This window comes from Mycobacterium sp. 4858, assembly GCF_900240975.1.
GTDB lineage: Bacteria > Actinomycetota > Actinomycetes > Mycobacteriales > Mycobacteriaceae > Mycobacterium.
The window spans coordinates 612,035-628,264 of sequence record NZ_LT968776.1 but is presented as its reverse complement, the minus strand read 5'-3'; the positions used below and the strand labels follow the sequence as shown (position 1 = coordinate 628,264).

Here is a 16,230-nt window from a genome sequence, read left to right as displayed (position 1 = left end):
CCCCGTCAGCCCAGGCCGCCGCGGACCTGATAGCGACGCTCGGCGTAGGCGAGGTCGTCGCGCCAGAGCCTGTTGGCCGCGAGGCGCATGAGCGGCGTGATCACCGGCGCAGCCCGGGATGCCCGCTGAAACCCGGGACGGTCCGAATGCGCGATGGTGGCTTCCAGCACCGCGGTGCGGGGGCGCCCATCGGGCCCCGAACCGATTGGGGTGGCGTGGGTTTCGACGATGCTGCCGGTTCCCTCGCCGTCCACGATGCGCATCACGATGGTGCGCGCCTCCGGGCAGCTGAATTCCGCGACGACGGGAACGCCCAGGCGTCCCATCCGGAAAGTCACCGCCACCAAGAAGCGATCGACGTGTTCGGTCGGCGTGGTGAGCACTTCGAGCCGCGTGAACGAGTAGGGGTGGAACCACGCACCGTGCCAGGGGTCGAGCCGATTGGCGATGATGTCTTCGGGCTCGCACACGCCCGCCATGCGGGCCACCGCGGCCAAGGTCTCGCCGGTCGGTCGGGCCGGAATCACCGGTTCCTCCAACGGCGTTTCCCCGCCCACTTCGTCGAGTCGCACCCACACCAGCGTGCCGTCGTCGTGGCTGGGCAAGGGGCTCCACCCGAACTCACGGGAATGGCCGTCGAGCGCCAGCCCGTGCCATCGGCAGATCAACGTGCCGCGGTGCACGGCCCCGGTGGCCAGATCAGCCCCCAGGTGTGGGCAACTGCGGGGGCCCACGCAGAGCCGGCGTTGTTCGTCGCGCCAGGCGACGACCTCGACCCCGGCGACCCGAGCGCCGAACGGCCGGCCGGGGCGCACGTCGGCGGTGCCCGCGAACGCGAACCAGTTCCCGGTGGGCCGTTGCCGGGCCCGCTTTAGCGCGGCGTCGATGATGGCGGGCTGCGCATCCCGGTAGGTCGGTCGCTGGTCGGCCCACGACGTACGTGGGATCACCTGCAGGGGCCAGTCTTTGGACCGCGTCGCCGGCCACAGGTGTTGCAGCTGTTCGCGAATGTTCATCGTCGGGCACGTCCTTCGCGGGTGGCGAGCCATCGCAACAGGGGTGACCGGCCTCGGGTGGGTACCGTGACCAACGGGTGGCCGGCCAGTCCCCATTTTCTCAGCAAATGGTTCGCGGCGCACCACCCTGTGGTGGCGGCGCGCTCCATGAGTGCGACGGGCAAGTCGACGCGGACGGCGTCGCCGGCCAGCAGCAGTCCGGGCTGCGGCGTCACGACGGCGGGCCGGTCCGCATAGGACCCGGGCGAGAACAGCGGACAATCGCTGCGATGCAGCAGGCGCTCGGAAACGACCTGCGCCGCAGCGGTTTCCGGGTAGACCCTGTGCAGTTGACGCAGCGCGGCCGCGCGGGACGGCGCGGAGTCGAGGGCGTAGGAGTGCAGCTCGACGACCGAGCCCCGGTGCGCGCGGGACCATTGGGCCGCCTCGCGTTCGTAGCGCTCCAGCACGCTGATGTTGTCCAGTGGCTCGTGGCCGGCCGTGCCGAGGAACGCCGGTCGCTGGTCGGCGACGGGCCGATCGAGCCACAACCGGTGCACGGCGAAGGGCGGGGCGGTGCGCAGCCGCGCGATCTGCCCGCGCCAGGCATCGGTGGCCAGATCGGTCGATGCGGCCACCACACGCTGCAATCCCGCCACGTCGGTGGCCAGCACGACGGCGTCCGCCTCGACGTGCTCCCCGGAATCGGTCTGCACCCGGAAGGGCTTCGTCTGGCCCGGGTCGATGCGCGCGGCGCCGGTGCCGAGCCGGAACTGCACCTCGCGCGCCTCCAGGTAGGCCCGCAGCGGCTGCCAGAGGGCGCTGTCGTAATTGGAAGTGGGGACGTCGAAGATGAGGCCTTCGGACGACCCGAGGAAGTAGATGTGGAACATGGTCGCCAACTCGGCGGCGGACAACTTCGACGGGTCGGCGAAGAAGCTGCGGGAGAACACCTCGAACGCCAAATGCCGTGCGGCCGGCGGGAACCGGATGTCCTTGAGGAAGGTCGCCGCGTCGACATGGTCGAGGCGCTGGTAGATGCCGGGCACCGACACCGCCGCCAGCGGCGCGGCCGCGCGCGCGTCGATCTCGAGGAAGTCGCGAAGCCGGAACGTGGGGCTGCGCGCGGCGAAGGCCACGGCGTTCCACGGTGGTGTGCGCGGCAGCCCCCGGAAGGTGTCGCGCCGGCCCGCCCCGTCGATGAGCGGATAATCGTCGACGGGCGTGAGCATCCGCAGCTGGGGATCGATACGGCCGAGCAGGGCCCGCAGGTTGTAGTACTGCCGGAAGAACGCGTGGAATCCGCGATTCATCGCCAGGTCGGCCCCGTCGTGGTGCTCGGTCCAGCCGCCGACCCGACCGCCGAGGTAATGCTCGCGCTCGACGACCTCGACGGCGACGCCGCGTTCGGCCAGCCCAGTCGCAGCCGTCAGCCCCGCGATGCCGCCACCCACGACGACCGCCCGGGGCCTCGAGGTCAGCGCACCGGTGTCCGGCAAACCTGTTGCCGCGGCTAGTGTTTCGCGTCGGGGATCGGCGCGGTGAGCGCTTCCCGGACCGATCATGACGGCGCGTCCGCCAGGAACGTGTGGACGATGTTTGCCTCCCAGCCGGGCATCGTTTCGCTGTGCACCGCGGTGAAGCCCGCGTCGGCGAGGCGGGCCCGGAAGCGCGCCGCGCCGTCGAACTGCAGCACGCTGCGCCACAGGTAGCGGTACAGCGCCGCGTCCCGGGTGCGCCACCAGCCGGCGGGAATGATGATGCCCCAGCACACGGCGTGCCAGATCAGGGTGGCGGCGGCGGAGTCGCGCACCGAGTATTCGTGCACCGCCAGGGTGGCGCCGGGCCGCAGCAGCGTACGGAACTGTCGCAGTTGGCCGTCCCGGTCGGCGAGGTTGCGGATCAGGTAGGCGGCCAGGATCCCGTCGAACGGTCCCGTGATGCCGTGCTCGGCCAGCTGCTCGACGGGGGTGTGCACGAACCGCACCGACGGGGGCCAGTCCTTCGCGGCCGCCGCGTCGAGCATGCCCCGTGAGGCGTCGACGGCGACGATGTCGGCCTCGGGGGCCACGGCCAGCAGCGCGGCGGTCGAGGCCCCGGTCCCGCATCCGAGGTCGAGTAAGCGTAAGCCCTTGCCGCGGTCGGGGATTCGCATGCGACGAGCGGAGAGAAGCAATTGTTCGTGGTATCCGGGGCTGGCGCCGACCAGCCGGTCGTATGCCGTCGCCCCCGCGTCGAACGCGGCCGACAACTGGCCGGGGGAGGGCCGGGCCTCACCGACGCGCACGCTGGCGTTCCCATCCCAGCAACACCGCGGTGGCCAGCGCGAAGCCGAACAAGAAATCCTCGACGGGGATGTCGAACGGAAAGCGCAGGCCGGTGATCTGACGAGGGTCATAGCTGACGATCGGAGAGCTGAGCTTGGTCAGCCAGCCATCGACCGGAACCTGGAAGCCGAGAATGATCAGCATCGACAGCCAATAGGCCGGCCGCCGGAACAGCCCGGTGCGCAACACCGCCAATTCCAGTGCGCACACTGCCAACACGGCCGCCACGGCCGGAACCGTGTAGCCCAGCCCGGTCATCGGCGGTTGACCCTTTCCAGGATGGTGCTCACGGCGTTGTAGGTCAGCAGTGCGCAGATCGGGATGACGACGAAGAACAGCACTTCCTCGATCGGCACCCGGAACGGGATGCTCAGGCCGGTGATGTAGGTGCGGTTGTACGTCCACACGTGCGCGGCGATGGCGATCTCGTCCCAGACCAGAAACACCACTGCCACCGGGAAGACCGCCGTCACGAGCCGGCGCCACTGCCGGTAGACGCCGGGGCCGAACATCTCCAGGGGCGCGGTGATCGCCAGGCATGCGGCCAGGACCAACAGATATTGCCAGCGATCGGTCATGCGGCCCCCGGAGGATCCGAAACACCGGGCGAACTGATGCGCGCCCGCCACGACCGTATCAGCCCGATTCCGCCGACCTGCAGTCGTCGCGCCTTGCCGACGGTGGCCCGGTGAGTGAACACGGCGAAGTCGCTTTGTTCGATGCGGTCCAGGATTTCGGAGTACAGCGTCGCCGCGGCAGCGACGCACGGTTGCGAGCGGGGGCTGAGCATGGCGATGCCGGCTTCGGCGAATCGGTAAGTCTCCCGGGTGATCTCGTGCTGCGCGGCCAGCGCGGTGCGGACCCGCGGGTCGGTGCGCCGGTTCTGGTGACACCAGGTCAACAGCTCGCGGTCCACCCCGTGGGCGGCGAGTTCGTCGACGGGCAGATAGACCCGACCGCGCAGCAGGTCTTCATCGATGTCGCGCAAGAAGTTGGTGAGCTGAAACGCCCTGCCCAGCGCGGCGGCGTAGGGCGCGGCCTCTACGACGGGCACCACGGTGCCCAGCACCGGAAGCACCTGCAGTCCAATGGCTTCGGCCGACCCACGCATGTAGAGGTTGAGGGCTGTGCGGTCGGGATAATCGGTGACCGTGAGATCCATCCGCATCGAGGCGAGGAAGTCGTCGAACAGCCCGGTGTCGATCCGGTAGCGGCGCGCGGTGTGGGTGACCGCGGCGAGCACGGGATCGTCGAGATGGTCTCCGCCTGCGAAGAACTTGTCGGCCAATTGCTGCAGCCTCATGCCGCGAATGTCGGTGCTCAGCTGGGGATCCAGGTCGTCGAGGATGTCGTCGGCGTAGCGCGCGAAACCGTACAGGGCATGCACCGCCGGCCGCTGATCGGGCGCCAGCAGGCGGGTGGCCAGAAAGAAGGTGCGGCCGTGCGTGGCGTTGAGTTCGCGACAGCGGCGGTATCCCTCGCGCAGCCGCGGATTGTCGATTCCAGCCGCGTCCAACTCGCTGCGAATCATGTCAGCCCGGCTCCCATGTCGTGATGCGTCGGCATCCGGTTGGCTCGTCCGGCATTGGGGCCGGTGATGCGGTCGGCGGCGAGCCGGCCCGAGATCAGGGTGGTGGGGACACCGACGCCGGGCACCGTCGACGACCCGGCGAGCACCGCGTTGTCGACGCCGCGCACCATGTTGGCCGGCCGGAACGGGCCCGTCTGCGCGAAGGTGTGGGCCAGCGCGAAGGGGCTGCCCGCGGCCATGCCCTGACGGGCCCAGTCGGCCGGCGTAATCACGTCCAATACCGTTGCGCTGTCGGGCAGATCAGGCAGCAGCCGCGCCGCGACGTCGTCGATGAGGTTGTCGACGTACGGGGCGCCCGCACTGCCCCAGTCGATGTCCCCGCGGGCCAGATTCGGCGCCGGGGCAAGCACGTACAGCAGATCGTGCCCGTCCGGGGCGAGCGTCGGGTCGCTGGCCGTGGGGCGGGTGACCAGCAAGGACGGATCCTGCATCAGCCGTCCGTCGCGGATGATGTCGGTGAAGGTCTGGTCCCAGGAATCACCGAACAGGATGGTGTGATGCGCCGTGTCGGACGGAACCCGGCGACAGCCCAGATGAGCAACCACCGCCGACGGTGCCGGCCGCAGCCGCAGGGGCCGACGTGGAGTGCGGCCCAATAATGCGTAGGTTTGCGGTAATTCGGTGGTCAGCACCACCGCGTCGCACGCGATGGGGTCCAGGCGATCGGTTCGCACCGCGCTGACCCGCGACCCGACGCGATCGAGTCCGGTAACCGTGGCGTTGTAATGGAATTGGACCCCAGCCTCGGCGGCCGCCGCGGCCAGCGCGTCGGGCAGCGCGCGAACACCGCCGCGCGGAAAGAACACCCCCGCGATGGTGTCCATGTAGGCGATGACCGCGTAGACCGCGAGCGCGTTCCGTGGCGCCACCCCGGCGTACAGCGATTGAAACGTGAAGATCCGCTGCAGCCGGGGATCGCTGATGTGGCGCTTGACCACCCGATCCCACTTGCGGAACCCGCCGATCGCGGCCAGCCGCGCCAATTGCGGCGTGAGCAACGACAGCGGCGAATCGAAGTTCGCGGCGATGAAACCGTCGAATTCGATCCGGTACAAACGATTCAGCCACTCGCGCAACCGTCGGTAACCCGCTGCCTGCCCGAAGCCAGCGAACTCTTCGATGGCCGTCGCCATCCGATCCGCATCGGTGTGCACGTCGAGCGCGCTGCCGTCGGCGAACACCGCGCGGTAGGCCGGATCCAGCGGCAGCAGCTCCAGCCGGCCCGACCGGCTGCGACCCACTGCCGCGAAAGTCTCGTCGATGATGTCGGTCATCGTCAGCACCGTCGGCCCGGTGTCGATGCGGTAGCCGTCGATGTCGAGCCGGCCGGCGCGGCCGCCCGGCCATGGCTGGCGCTCGACCACCGTCACCGCGCGCCCCCGGCCGGCCAGGTGCAAAGCGGCGGACAGCCCCGCCAGGCCGGCGCCGATCACCACCACGCGCTCGCTGCGTCCTCCGATAGTCCGCATGTCAGCATGCTCCCAGACTTGTCGCACTCATTCTGCGCGATCCGTACACGCGGTCGCCATGTCGTCCAGCGTCGTACGGACGCGCTCGTCGATCGAGGCGTCGTCGAGGTGTTCACGTGCGGCTGTGACCCGGTCGGTGATCATCTCCTCGATCATGTCGACGGCCCCGGTCGAGACGATCAGCGCTTTCCACCGGTCGATGGCGGAAGCGTCGAGTACCCGGCAGTTCATCAGTTTCGTCAGCTCGGCGCGGGTCACGGGATCGGCCAGCTGGTGCGCGGTCACCACGAGACCGGTCGCCTTGCGTTCCAGTAGGTCCCCCCCACAGGGTTTCCCCGTGGTCGCCGGCGAGCCGAAGACACCGAGCACGTCGTCGCGAAGCTGGAACGCCTCGCCGACGGCCGCCCCGTACCGGCCGAGTAACGTCACCGTTCGATCGTCGCAATCCGACATCGCCGCGCCGATCTCCAGCGGTCGCCGCACCGTGTAGTTGCCGGACTTGCGCCGCGCCACGTCCAGCACGGTCTCCAGGGACGGCATGTGCCGGACATCGCTCGTCAGGTCCGCGAACTGGCCCACCGCCAGCTCGGTTCTCATCGCGTCGTAGCGCGGCCAGGCCCGCTGCAGCCGCCTGGGTTCGACACCGCTTTCGCGCAGCATCTGCTCGGACCAGATCAGGCAGAGGTCACCGAGCAGGATGGCCGCGGATTCGCCGAACCGCCGTGAGGAGCCGGAGAACCCGCGCCGGCGGTGCCATCGGGCGAACTGCAGGTGCGCCGCCGGCCGCCCCCGCCGCTCGGTCGACCCGTCCATGACATCGTCTTGCAGTAGCGCGAAGACGTGCAGCAACTCGAAACTGGCCGCTGCCCGCAATGCCGCGTCGTCGGGCGCGGCACCGCAGAGCCACCCCAGGTAGACGAACGTCGACCGCAGGCACTTCCCGCCGGACACGAACGCCGTCAAGACGTCGCCGGCGGCGTGGATGCGCGTGTCGTCCAGTTCGGCGCGCCGCGGGCCGACGAAGTCGGCGAGGTGGGCGAGAACGGCTTCCCGCACCCGGGTTCGCCACTCGGTGAAGTTCGTCGTGCCGGTCGATTCCGTCGCGATCACCGGCGACTCGGTGGCGGATGTCAACGACAAAGCACCCATCTTGGCCACACGCTCCCTCCTGGACGGCTTGGCAATCCCAGGCTGGGACCGCTGAAACACGCGCGGTCGACTCCACTCCGGGATGCCACTACCTTCAATAACTTAAATTTTAACTTACTGAACTTCACCGTTCTTGGCCAGCCGTGGCGCACGCGGCGGTGGCTTGCTTCCGCGGACCGCCGTGCCCTCACGACCGTTGCAACGAGGCAGGCCCACAGGCGGTTCAATCAATTAATCATTAACCAACTGAATGATCGTCCCGTTTTGGGGATATGCTGCACACCGTTATGGACGCTGACGAGCAGCGGCGGCGCCGAGACGCGCTGGAGTCGCTGATCTCGGCCGATCTGCGGGAGATTTCAACCGAATCCGACCAGATCGGCCGACAGTTTGCGACATCACATCATCTGCGCGCCAATGACTTCCGTGCGTTGATGTACATCATGGTGGCAGAGATGGCGGGGCGGCCGATGACCTCGGGAGACCTCAGCCATCGGATGGGATTGTCCGGTTCGGCCATCACCTACCTGGTGGACCGGTTGATGGATTCCGGCCACATCCGCCGGGATTCGCATCCCGACGATCGTCGCAAGGTGATCCTGCGGCACGGCGAATCAGGCCTGGCCACCGCGCGGTCGTTCTTCGGCCCGCTCGCCGCGCACACCAGTATCGCCCTCGAAGACTTACCCGACGCAGACCTGATGGCCGCACACCGGGTGCTCGGCGCGCTGATCTGCGCGATGCAGCGATTTCAGGGCGAGTTGGAAGCCCCCGGGCTCTGATCGGCGATCTGGGCGGGCGGTACCGCGGCGTTTTCCCCGCCGGGAAAAGGGAACCCGCCGCCGGTGAGCGTTTCCGATCTTGTCGCGTTGCCCTTCCAGTGGGGCTCGGCCCTCCGGGGCAAACGGTTGTTCCATCCCCTCGGGGTCTTGGCGGAGGGTTCCATCGAGCGCGCCTCGCCCGCCGGGGAGGGGCTGCCGATCTCGTCCTGCGAGGTCGTCGCGCGGGTCTCGAAGGCCACCGGCACGCCGGGGCCACTGCCCGACTTCATCGGGCTGGCCTTTCGGGTCGCACCGCCGCAGGCCACGGGGCCATGGGACATCCTGGTCGTCTCCTCGGGGGCGGGGGTGCTGTCCCGGGCGCTGGCACTGCGGCCGGCCATCTCGTGGAGCGGGCAGACGCTGACCACGCTGATGCCGCTGCACTATGAGGGAGCCAATTGGTGGCTGCGGGCCCGGATCGAGAGCGAGATCGACGGTCCGGGCCTGTCGCTGGACAGCGTCCGCAGGCGGCTCGAGCACGGCACGATCGACGTCTCACTCGACCAGGCCTGTGGCGGAGGTGTTTTCACCCCGCTGGGCCAACTCACGCTGACCCGCGTCGTCGACCCCGAACGCGCATCGGACGTGTCGTTCGATCCCGTCGCCAACACCGCGCCAGGCGTGAGCCTGCATCCACGATGGCTCGCCGAGCTGCGCGCCCGCGCATATCGGCGCAGCCGGCACGGCCGAGACGCGGACTAGGAGGCGAAGCTCTCGGCCTCGACATCGCGCAGCGGCCACTGACCATGCGGCGGGTGCCGTGACTCGTCAGGGCAGCGTGGTGATGGTGCCGGCCGTTTCGAGTTCGGTGTAATAGCTTCCGCCCGGGTAGAAGTCGGGTGTGGTCGTTCCCGCGACCATATCGGCGATCCAGCCTCGCGTCAGGCCCCACACCGCCTCGATGTTGCCCGGCTTCGGGCGACCACACACCAGGTTTTCGTAGAGGGGCGACGAGGGACCGAGCGCGTCACCGTGTGCTCCGGTCGTGATCTTCACCCCGTGGAAGGGCCGGTCCGGCAGATACCGTTCGATCGCCTTGGTGCCGCGTTGGAAGTAGTTGCACAGCAGATGCGGCGACGCCGTGGCGTAGATGGGCAGCGTGGTGGCCGCCAGGCCCGCCAGCGCCTCGTCGGTGTTGGAACCGATGAACGACTTCACGCCGTCTTCGCTGACGATGCCGCGCAGTTGGGCGAAGGTGGCCGGGTAGGTGCTGTGCAGGCGCTCGGCGACGTATTCGACGGCCTCGGCCCCCGCCGAATGTCCGACGAACACCAGCTTGTCGGGCAACGGCGTCACCGGTCGGCCGACGTCGGCCGCCGCCCTCGCGAAGGACGTGGCCAGCGCGCCGTTCGGATCGTCTTTGTGGGCGAAGACGTCGGCGATGTTGTCCAGGAAGCCCCTGTTGTCGATCAGGTGCTCCACCGTGCAACCGAAGGCGCTGAGGGTGGGCAGCGTGGTGGCCACGACGAGGAATCCGGTGCCGGCGATCTCGGCGGCGAACGCCGACCAGACCTTTTTGCCCTCGACGAAGCCGTGCTGTAGCCAGACCAGTCCCCGGGGCGGCGTGCTGGGCAAATACCATGTCGTCGGCACCGCCTGGGTCGCGCTCGCGCAGGCGACGTCGGTCGCGCTGTCCGCCTCGGTGGATTCGGCCCGGGCTTGGCGCGGGCCGAGCACCATCGTGGCCACCGCGACGATGCCCAGCACGACCGCGCCGACCCGGCGGGCGTGCCGGGCCGGCGCTCCTGAGATCATTAAGAAATTGAATCATTTATGAGCGCGGATCGGGCTTGATCAGGCGATTGCCTCAGATCTTCCGATCAGGACTCGCGCCCGAGCAGGTGACGCAGCGCCTGCTCGAGCTCGGGATGGCGGAACCGGTGTCCGGCCGCCGTGAGCTTCTGCGGAGCAACCCGCTGGCTGGCACACGCCAGCTCGCGGGCGCCCTGCTCGCCGAGCAGCACCCGGGGCCCGAGCGACGGCACCGGCAACACCGCGGGCCGACGCATGACGTGGGCCAGGGTGGCGGTGTACTCGCTGTTGCGAACCGGGTGCGGCGCAACGGCATTCACCGGACCGGACAGCGCTGTGTCCCACAGTGCTCGGTGATACACCTCGACGAGGTCGTCGATCCCGATCCACGAGAGCCATTGCCGGCCGTCGCCCAGCCGGCCACCCAGCCCGGCGCTGAACAACGGGCGCATCAGCTTCAGCGTGCCGCCGCGCGGGGACTGCACGATGCCCGTGCGCACCGGCACCACCCGCACCCCGGCCTGTTCCGCGGGCGCGGTCGCCGCCTCCCAGTCGGCAACGACATCGGCGAGAAAGCCATCGCCGCGTTCGCTGTCCTCGGTGAGGACGTCGTCACCCCGGTCGTACCCGTAGTATCCGATCGCCGAAGCGGTGACCAGCACCGACGGCCGCCGCGGGGTGCGAGCCAGCGCCTCGGCGAGCCGGCGGGTCGGCCCAATCCTGCTGTCGCGGATCACTTTTCGATGCCTCTCGGTGAACCGGCCGGCGATCGATTCGCCGGCCAGGTGGATGACCGCGTCGACCCCCTCGAACAGGCCCGGGTCCGGGTCGTCGGGATTCCACTTCCGCTCGTCGTCCCCTCCGGCGGGGCGGCGGACCAACCGGATGACGCGATGGCCGCCGGTGCTCAGAAACGCCGTCAACGCCGAACCGACCAGGCCCGACGCCCCGGTGACGGCGACCGTCGCCGTCGCCAGCCCGTTCTCGGCGGCCAGCCGGTGCGCGGCCAGATCGTCGGCCAGCTGACGGTGCCGGTAGGTGAACATGGGGCGCAGTAACGCGGCTGGTACCGGCGTTTCCACCCGGTCGATGACCCTGGTGCGGCCGCCACCGACGTCCTCGAAATCGTGGGTGTGCCGCCAGCGCACCGCGGTTCGCGCCGGCAGCGCGGCCAGCCCGTCACCACCGATGGCGTCGACGAAGCGCCGCGGCGGGTCGTAGCCGTCCGGCTGGTGCACGGCGACCCAGCGCAGGCCGCCCGGTAGCGCCAACGTGGCCCGGCCGTCCCTGAGCGAGGTGGCCTCGGTGACCAGCCGCATGGGCTGCCACGGCGGCGAGAGTCGGGTAAACGCGCCCGGTCTGGCGTGCCAGGCGAAGACGTCGGCGATCGGCGCGTCGACCACGCTCGAGTATTCCAGCCCCATACTGCAGGTTAGCGGTTCGGCAGGGCGTGTTCGACGATGGGCATGCGCGCGTGCGGCTGGCGCTCGCCGCGCTTGGCGGCCAGATACACCTGCGCCGTCTCCTGCGCCACGGTCTTCCAGTCGAAGGCCGAGGTGAGCCGTTCGCGGGCGGCGCGGGCGCGTCGCTGCGCGGCCTCCGGATCATCGAGCACGGACCGCACGGCCGCGGCCAGCCCGGCGACGTCGCGGGGCGCGCACGACACCCCGGTCCGGCCGTTGATCACCGCCTCGCCCAGGCCGCCGATGTTGGAGGTCACCAGCGGGGTGCCCGCCGCGGCGGCCTCCAGCGCGACGATCCCGAACGGCTCGTAGTGGCTGGGCAGCACCGCGGCGTCGGCCCGATGCAACACCGGGAGCAGCGCCGCGTGGTCGAGGTGTCCGGCGAACCGGATTGCCTTGAGCACCCGATGCTTTCGGGCCTGCTCGATGAGCCACTCCTGCTGGGTGCCCTCCCCGGCGATGGTCAGAGTGGTCCCGGGATGGGTGCGCCGGATCCGTGGCAGGGCGGCGATGACGTCGTGCACGCCCTTCTCGTACTCGAGCCGCCCGAGGTACAGCAGCTCGGCGGGCCCGGTGCGCGGCCGACGCTCGGCGAAGGGCCAGCGCGCGGCGTCGATACCGTTGCGGATGACCGTGATTCCGGCCAGGCCGGGACCGAACAGTTCGGTGATCTCGTCGGCCATCGACGCCGAACACGTGATCAGCGAATCGGATTCGCGCACCAGCCACGACTCGACGGCGTGCACCTGCCGGCTGATCGCGCCGGACACCCAGCCGGAGTGCCGCCCGGCCTCGGTGGCGTGGACGGTGGAAACCATTGGCACGTCGTAGAACTGGGCGAGGGCGATCGCGGGATGCGCCACCAGCCAGTCGTGCGCATGCACTACGTCGGGGCGCCACGGCCGTGTACTGCCGCGCTTCTTCAGCGACAGCCCGGCCCGGATCATGGAATGACCCATCGCCAGTGTCCACGCCATCATGTCGGCGCCGAAGGAGAACTCATGCGGGTCTTGCGCGGCCGCGACAACCCGGACACCGTCGACCACCTCGTCGGACGACGGGTGCGTGCTGGGATCGGTGCCCGACGGGCGGCGGGACAGCACGACGACCTCGTGACCGGCCGCGGCCAGCGCGGTCGACAGGTGGTGCACGTGCCGGCCGAGGCCGCCGATCACCACCGGTGGGTATTCCCACGACACCATCAGGATCTTCACGCGGCCCACCACCTCATCGGGGCAGCCTGCGCGCGTCCAGCGCGCCGAACAGGCCGTCGGCGCGGTTCCAGCCCTCGGCCAGCCGGCCGGCGGTGTCCCGCCGCCCGGACGCCAGCGCCCCGGCGATCTCGCGGGTGGCGTGGGCGTGCAGATGCGCACGGTAGCGCGCGTAGTCGGCGGCCGAATCCTTGCTCACCATGAACGGCCAGTCGCTGGAGACCGTGAGCAGGGTCTCGCGCAGGATCTGATCGGCCACGTGGTCGCGGGGGAGCGGCCCGTCCAGCGACGCCCGCTGCGACAACGCCTTGTCCACTGTGCTCAGGGCCATGTCCACCACTTCGGCATTGAGCTGGACCAGGTCGGCCACCTTGTCGCCGGCCCACACCTGCCAGTCCTTGCCGGAGCCCCACGAACTGGGCGGCAATGCCACTGCGCGCCCGACGAATCCGTCGGTGATGGCGTCGCTCAGCGTGCCCACCCGCACGCCGGCGGCGGGCAGGGCGCGCAGCACCCGCGCCAGCCACGTCGGGCCCTCGTACCACCAATGGCCGAACAGTTCGGTGTCGAAGGCGGCCACCACGTGGGCCGGCCGCCCGATCCGTTCGGATTCGCTCGCCAGCCGGTTGCGGACCACGTCGACGAAGTCGGCGACATGGACGTCGACCGCATGATCGGCGCGCTCGGGGTCGTAGGGCGCCTTCGCCTCCGACGGCACGTTGCGGCCGGTCACCCGCGCCGGTTTCAGCCCGGTGAGGTGGTCGTAGGTGTGGAAATCGCGGTAGGCGGCGTGCCCCGGGTAGCCCGATTTCGGCGACCAGACCCGGTAGCTGACCTGCAGGTCGCGCCCGAACGCGACCACGTCGGTGTCGCCGACCGGCCGGCCCAGGGCGGTGTCGCCGTGCAGTGACGGGCCGTCGACCATGAAGTGGGTGACACCCGCGGCCGCGTAACCGTCCTCCAGGCCGGGGGCGTACGCGCATTCGGGCGCCCAAATGCCGCTCGGGCGGTGCCTTCCGCGCGGCCCGAGCCGCAGCTCTGCGTCGGCGAGCCCCTCGCTCAGGGCGAACTCGCGAAGCCGCGGCGCGAGCAGCGGCTGGAACGGGTGGGCCAGCGGTCCGCCGAGCAACTCCACCGTGCCGGCGTCGATCAGGGCGCGCAACAGCGGGCTGCCGCCGTGCCGCCATTGGGTGGCGAACTCGTCGAGCGCCCGATCTGCTTCGGCGCATTCGCGAATACCCAAGGTGCGCAACGCTTCCGGCGTGCAGGACTGGAAACCTGCCGACTTCGACCGGGGCGCGGACCGCACGCTGGCGGCCTCGGCCGCCCGCAGCCGCCAGTTGGCCAGCCAGTGGTGCATGCCGTCGAGGCAGTACGGATCGTCGAGCTGCGCGTTCACCACCGGAGTGACGCCGAGGGTCACCACCCCGCGGCGATCCTCGTCGGCCAGCGCGGTCAGCACCCGCATCAGCGGCAGGTAGGCCGCCGCCCACGACTGGTAGAGCCACTCCTCGCCGACCGGCCACCGCCCGTGATGGGCCAGCCACGGCAGGTGGGTGTGCAGGACCAGGGTGAACATGCCGGGCACCGGGTCGAGCGAATCGCTCACGGCGCAACCGCGATTGCGATCAGGTCCAGGCTGTCGTCGATGTCACGGCGGCCGTCCTCGACGATGTCGAAGTCGTCGGTGGTCACCGCGGCGACGTCGGCAGCCAGCTCGGGCGGCCAGGGCTTGCCGGCCATCGCGAGCTCGATCTGCGCGTCGATGATGGAGCCGCCGTGGCGGGCGTCCAACTCCCGCAGCCGCGGACCGTGAAACACCCCGGAGACCGCTACGTCGCGAAAGCCGGCGTCGACCAACAACTGGGTCAGCTCACCGGCGTTGAGTTCGCGGGTGTGGAACGGGTTGATCGGGGTGTCGCGGCCCGGGGAGAACGTGATCCGGTTCGGTGTGGACACCATCAGCAGCCCGTCGCGACGCAGCACCCGCGCGCATTCGGCCACGAATTGTGCCTGATCCCACAGATGCTCGATGACTTGGAAGTTGACCACAATATCCACCGACGCGTCGGGCAGCGGAAGCTCGGCCAGGTTCGCCCGCATGACCTCCACCCGCGGGTAGCGGGCGCGCACGTGCGCCACGGCCGCCTCGTCGTAATCCACGGCCACGACCCGGCGGGCGACGCCGGCGATCAGGTCGGCGCCATACCCCTCGCCACAGCCGGCCTCGAGCACCTCGCGGCCCGCGCACAGCCCGCCCAGTCGCTGGTAAACCACCTGATGGCGGCGGAACCAGTAGTTTTCGACGTCCAGGTCCGGAATGGTGCGCTCGCCGGTCAACATCAGGACGGGGTCAGCCGCCGGCGTCGGATCGCCGAGGCTGTGCCGGGGTACGTCGGGGACGGTTGCGCTCATCGCATAGGCAGGCTAACGCGAAGTGTCGGATTCGCGAACCGGGAACGAGGCGCCCCCGGTCGCCGACGGTAGACACGCCGCAAGAACGTGCAGTACGACCCGCTATGGTGTGACTGCAGGCTGCACAAAGTTACCCGGTAGTAACACGACCGTGCGCTGCTAAACGCGTACTGAAAGTCTCGTGGTCGACTGCTGCGAGACTCCTTCGAGGAGGACGAACCACACTCATGACGAACATCGTGGTCCTGATCAAGCAGGTCCCAGACACCTGGTCGGAACGCAAGCTGAACGACGGCGACTACACGCTGGACCGCGAGGCCGCCGACGCGGTACTGGACGAGATCAACGAGCGCGCCGTCGAAGAGGCCTTGCAGATCCGTGAGCGGGAAGGCGGCGAGGGGTCGGTGACCGTGCTGACCGCGGGCCCCGAACGCGCCACCGAGGCGATCCGCAAGGCGCTGTCGATGGGAGCCGACAAGGCCGTCCACCTCAAGGACGACGGCATGCGCGGTTCCTGCGTGGTGCAAACCGCCTGGGCGCTGGCGCGCGCGCTGGGCACCATCGAGGGCACCGAGCTCGTCATCGCCGGTAACGAGTCCACCGACGGCTCGGGCGGTGCGGTGCCGGCGATCATCGCCGAGTACCTGGGCCTTCCGCAGCTGACCCACCTGCGCAAGCTGTCGATCGAGGGCGGCAAGGTCACCGGCGAGCGCGAGACCGACGACGGCGTCTTCAGCCTCGAGGCCACCCTGCCCGCGGTGGTGAGCGTGACCGAGAAGATCAACGAGCCGCGCTTCCCGTCCTTCAAGGGCATCATGGCCGCGAAGAAGAAAGAGGTGACGGTGCTGACCCTCGCCGAGATCGGGGTCGAAAGCGACGAGGTCGGCCTCGAGAACGCCGGCTCGAAGGTGCTGTCGTCGACGCCCAAGCCGCCGAAGACCGCGGGTGAGAAGGTCACCGACGAGGGCGAGGGCGGTAACCAGATCTCCCAGTACCTGGTCGCCCAGAAGATCATCTAGTCGAGCACCCATCCCACA

16 protein-coding genes are annotated in these 16,230 nt (G+C 69.6%); 3 read left to right on the top strand and 13 right to left on the bottom strand.

The window, feature by feature from the left end; genetic code table 11:
• Window positions 1–5 precede the first annotated feature (5 nt).
• The 8 genes from C1737_RS11340 to C1737_RS11305 are packed head-to-tail and all read right to left on the bottom strand — an operon-like array spanning window position 6 to window position 7,531.
• Complete coding sequence (locus tag C1737_RS11340; RefSeq protein WP_102418267.1) at window positions 6–1,016, bottom strand: DUF5914 domain-containing protein; 1,011 nt, start codon at window positions 1,014–1,016, stop codon at window positions 6–8.
• Window positions 1,013–2,560 (bottom strand): NAD(P)/FAD-dependent oxidoreductase, encoded by a 1,548-nt coding sequence (locus tag C1737_RS11335; RefSeq protein WP_102418264.1) that lies wholly within the window; start codon window positions 2,558–2,560, stop codon window positions 1,013–1,015. Before C1737_RS11335 ends, C1737_RS11340 begins: the two co-directional genes overlap by 4 nt.
• Window positions 2,557–3,282 carry a class I SAM-dependent methyltransferase gene (locus C1737_RS11330; RefSeq protein ID WP_068092039.1) on the bottom strand — a complete coding sequence of 242 codons (726 nt, stop codon included), beginning with the start codon at window positions 3,280–3,282 and terminating at the stop codon, window positions 2,557–2,559. The genes C1737_RS11335 and C1737_RS11330 overlap by 4 nt, the downstream gene beginning before the upstream one ends.
• A complete protein-coding gene (locus C1737_RS11325; RefSeq protein WP_067918406.1) occupies window positions 3,269–3,580 on the bottom strand; it encodes a lycopene cyclase domain-containing protein in 312 nt (103 codons plus the stop codon). The genes C1737_RS11330 and C1737_RS11325 overlap by 14 nt, the downstream gene beginning before the upstream one ends.
• Window positions 3,577–3,900: a lycopene cyclase domain-containing protein gene (locus tag C1737_RS11320; protein ID WP_067918404.1), complete on the bottom strand. Its 324-nt coding sequence runs from the start codon at window positions 3,898–3,900 to the stop codon at window positions 3,577–3,579. Before C1737_RS11320 ends, C1737_RS11325 begins: the two co-directional genes overlap by 4 nt.
• Window positions 3,897–4,853 (bottom strand): phytoene/squalene synthase family protein, encoded by a 957-nt coding sequence (locus tag C1737_RS11315; protein WP_102418262.1) that lies wholly within the window; start codon window positions 4,851–4,853, stop codon window positions 3,897–3,899. Before C1737_RS11315 ends, C1737_RS11320 begins: the two co-directional genes overlap by 4 nt.
• Window positions 4,850–6,382, bottom strand: a complete 1,533-nt coding sequence (crtI, locus tag C1737_RS11310) for a phytoene desaturase family protein (protein WP_102418259.1) — start codon at window positions 6,380–6,382, stop codon at window positions 4,850–4,852. The genes C1737_RS11315 and crtI overlap by 4 nt, the downstream gene beginning before the upstream one ends.
• A gap of 27 nt (window positions 6,383–6,409) precedes the next feature.
• Window positions 6,410–7,531, bottom strand: coding sequence for a polyprenyl synthetase family protein (locus tag C1737_RS11305; RefSeq protein WP_102419900.1), 1,122 nt, complete (start codon window positions 7,529–7,531; stop codon window positions 6,410–6,412).
• 272 nt (window positions 7,532–7,803) lie between these two features.
• Between C1737_RS11305 and C1737_RS11300 the strand changes: the two genes are divergently transcribed.
• Both C1737_RS11300 and C1737_RS11295 read left to right on the top strand, forming a co-directional pair.
• Window positions 7,804–8,313, top strand: coding sequence for a MarR family winged helix-turn-helix transcriptional regulator (locus C1737_RS11300; RefSeq protein ID WP_102418257.1), 510 nt, complete (start codon window positions 7,804–7,806; stop codon window positions 8,311–8,313).
• 63 nt (window positions 8,314–8,376) lie between these two features.
• Window positions 8,377–9,054 (top strand): phosphodiesterase, encoded by a 678-nt coding sequence (locus C1737_RS11295; RefSeq protein WP_102418254.1) that lies wholly within the window; start codon window positions 8,377–8,379, stop codon window positions 9,052–9,054.
• A gap of 66 nt (window positions 9,055–9,120) precedes the next feature.
• On the opposite strand, the gene C1737_RS11290 is transcribed toward C1737_RS11295, so the two are convergent.
• The 5 genes from C1737_RS11290 to C1737_RS11270 form a co-directional block, all read right to left on the bottom strand.
• Window positions 9,121–10,107 carry an alpha/beta hydrolase gene (locus C1737_RS11290; protein WP_102418251.1) on the bottom strand — a complete coding sequence of 329 codons (987 nt, stop codon included), beginning with the start codon at window positions 10,105–10,107 and terminating at the stop codon, window positions 9,121–9,123.
• Between the two features lie 65 nt (window positions 10,108–10,172).
• Complete coding sequence (locus C1737_RS11285) at window positions 10,173–11,528, bottom strand: TIGR01777 family oxidoreductase (RefSeq protein WP_102418248.1); 1,356 nt, start codon at window positions 11,526–11,528, stop codon at window positions 10,173–10,175.
• Between the two features lie 8 nt (window positions 11,529–11,536).
• Entirely contained in the window at window positions 11,537–12,781 is a 1,245-nt protein-coding gene (locus C1737_RS11280; RefSeq protein WP_102419899.1) for a glycosyltransferase family 4 protein, read from the bottom strand.
• A 13-nt stretch (window positions 12,782–12,794) separates the two neighbouring features.
• A complete protein-coding gene (locus tag C1737_RS11275) occupies window positions 12,795–14,357 on the bottom strand; it encodes a 1,4-alpha-glucan branching protein domain-containing protein (protein ID WP_369807558.1) in 1,563 nt (520 codons plus the stop codon).
• A 26-nt stretch (window positions 14,358–14,383) separates the two neighbouring features.
• Window positions 14,384–15,193 (bottom strand): bifunctional 2-polyprenyl-6-hydroxyphenol methylase/3-demethylubiquinol 3-O-methyltransferase UbiG, encoded by an 810-nt coding sequence (locus C1737_RS11270; protein ID WP_067924980.1) that lies wholly within the window; start codon window positions 15,191–15,193, stop codon window positions 14,384–14,386.
• Window positions 15,194–15,420: 227 nt separating this feature from the next.
• Between C1737_RS11270 and C1737_RS11265 the strand changes: the two genes are divergently transcribed.
• Window positions 15,421–16,212, top strand: coding sequence for an electron transfer flavoprotein subunit beta/FixA family protein (locus tag C1737_RS11265; protein WP_068094146.1), 792 nt, complete (start codon window positions 15,421–15,423; stop codon window positions 16,210–16,212).
• Window positions 16,213–16,230: the final 18 nt, after the last annotated feature.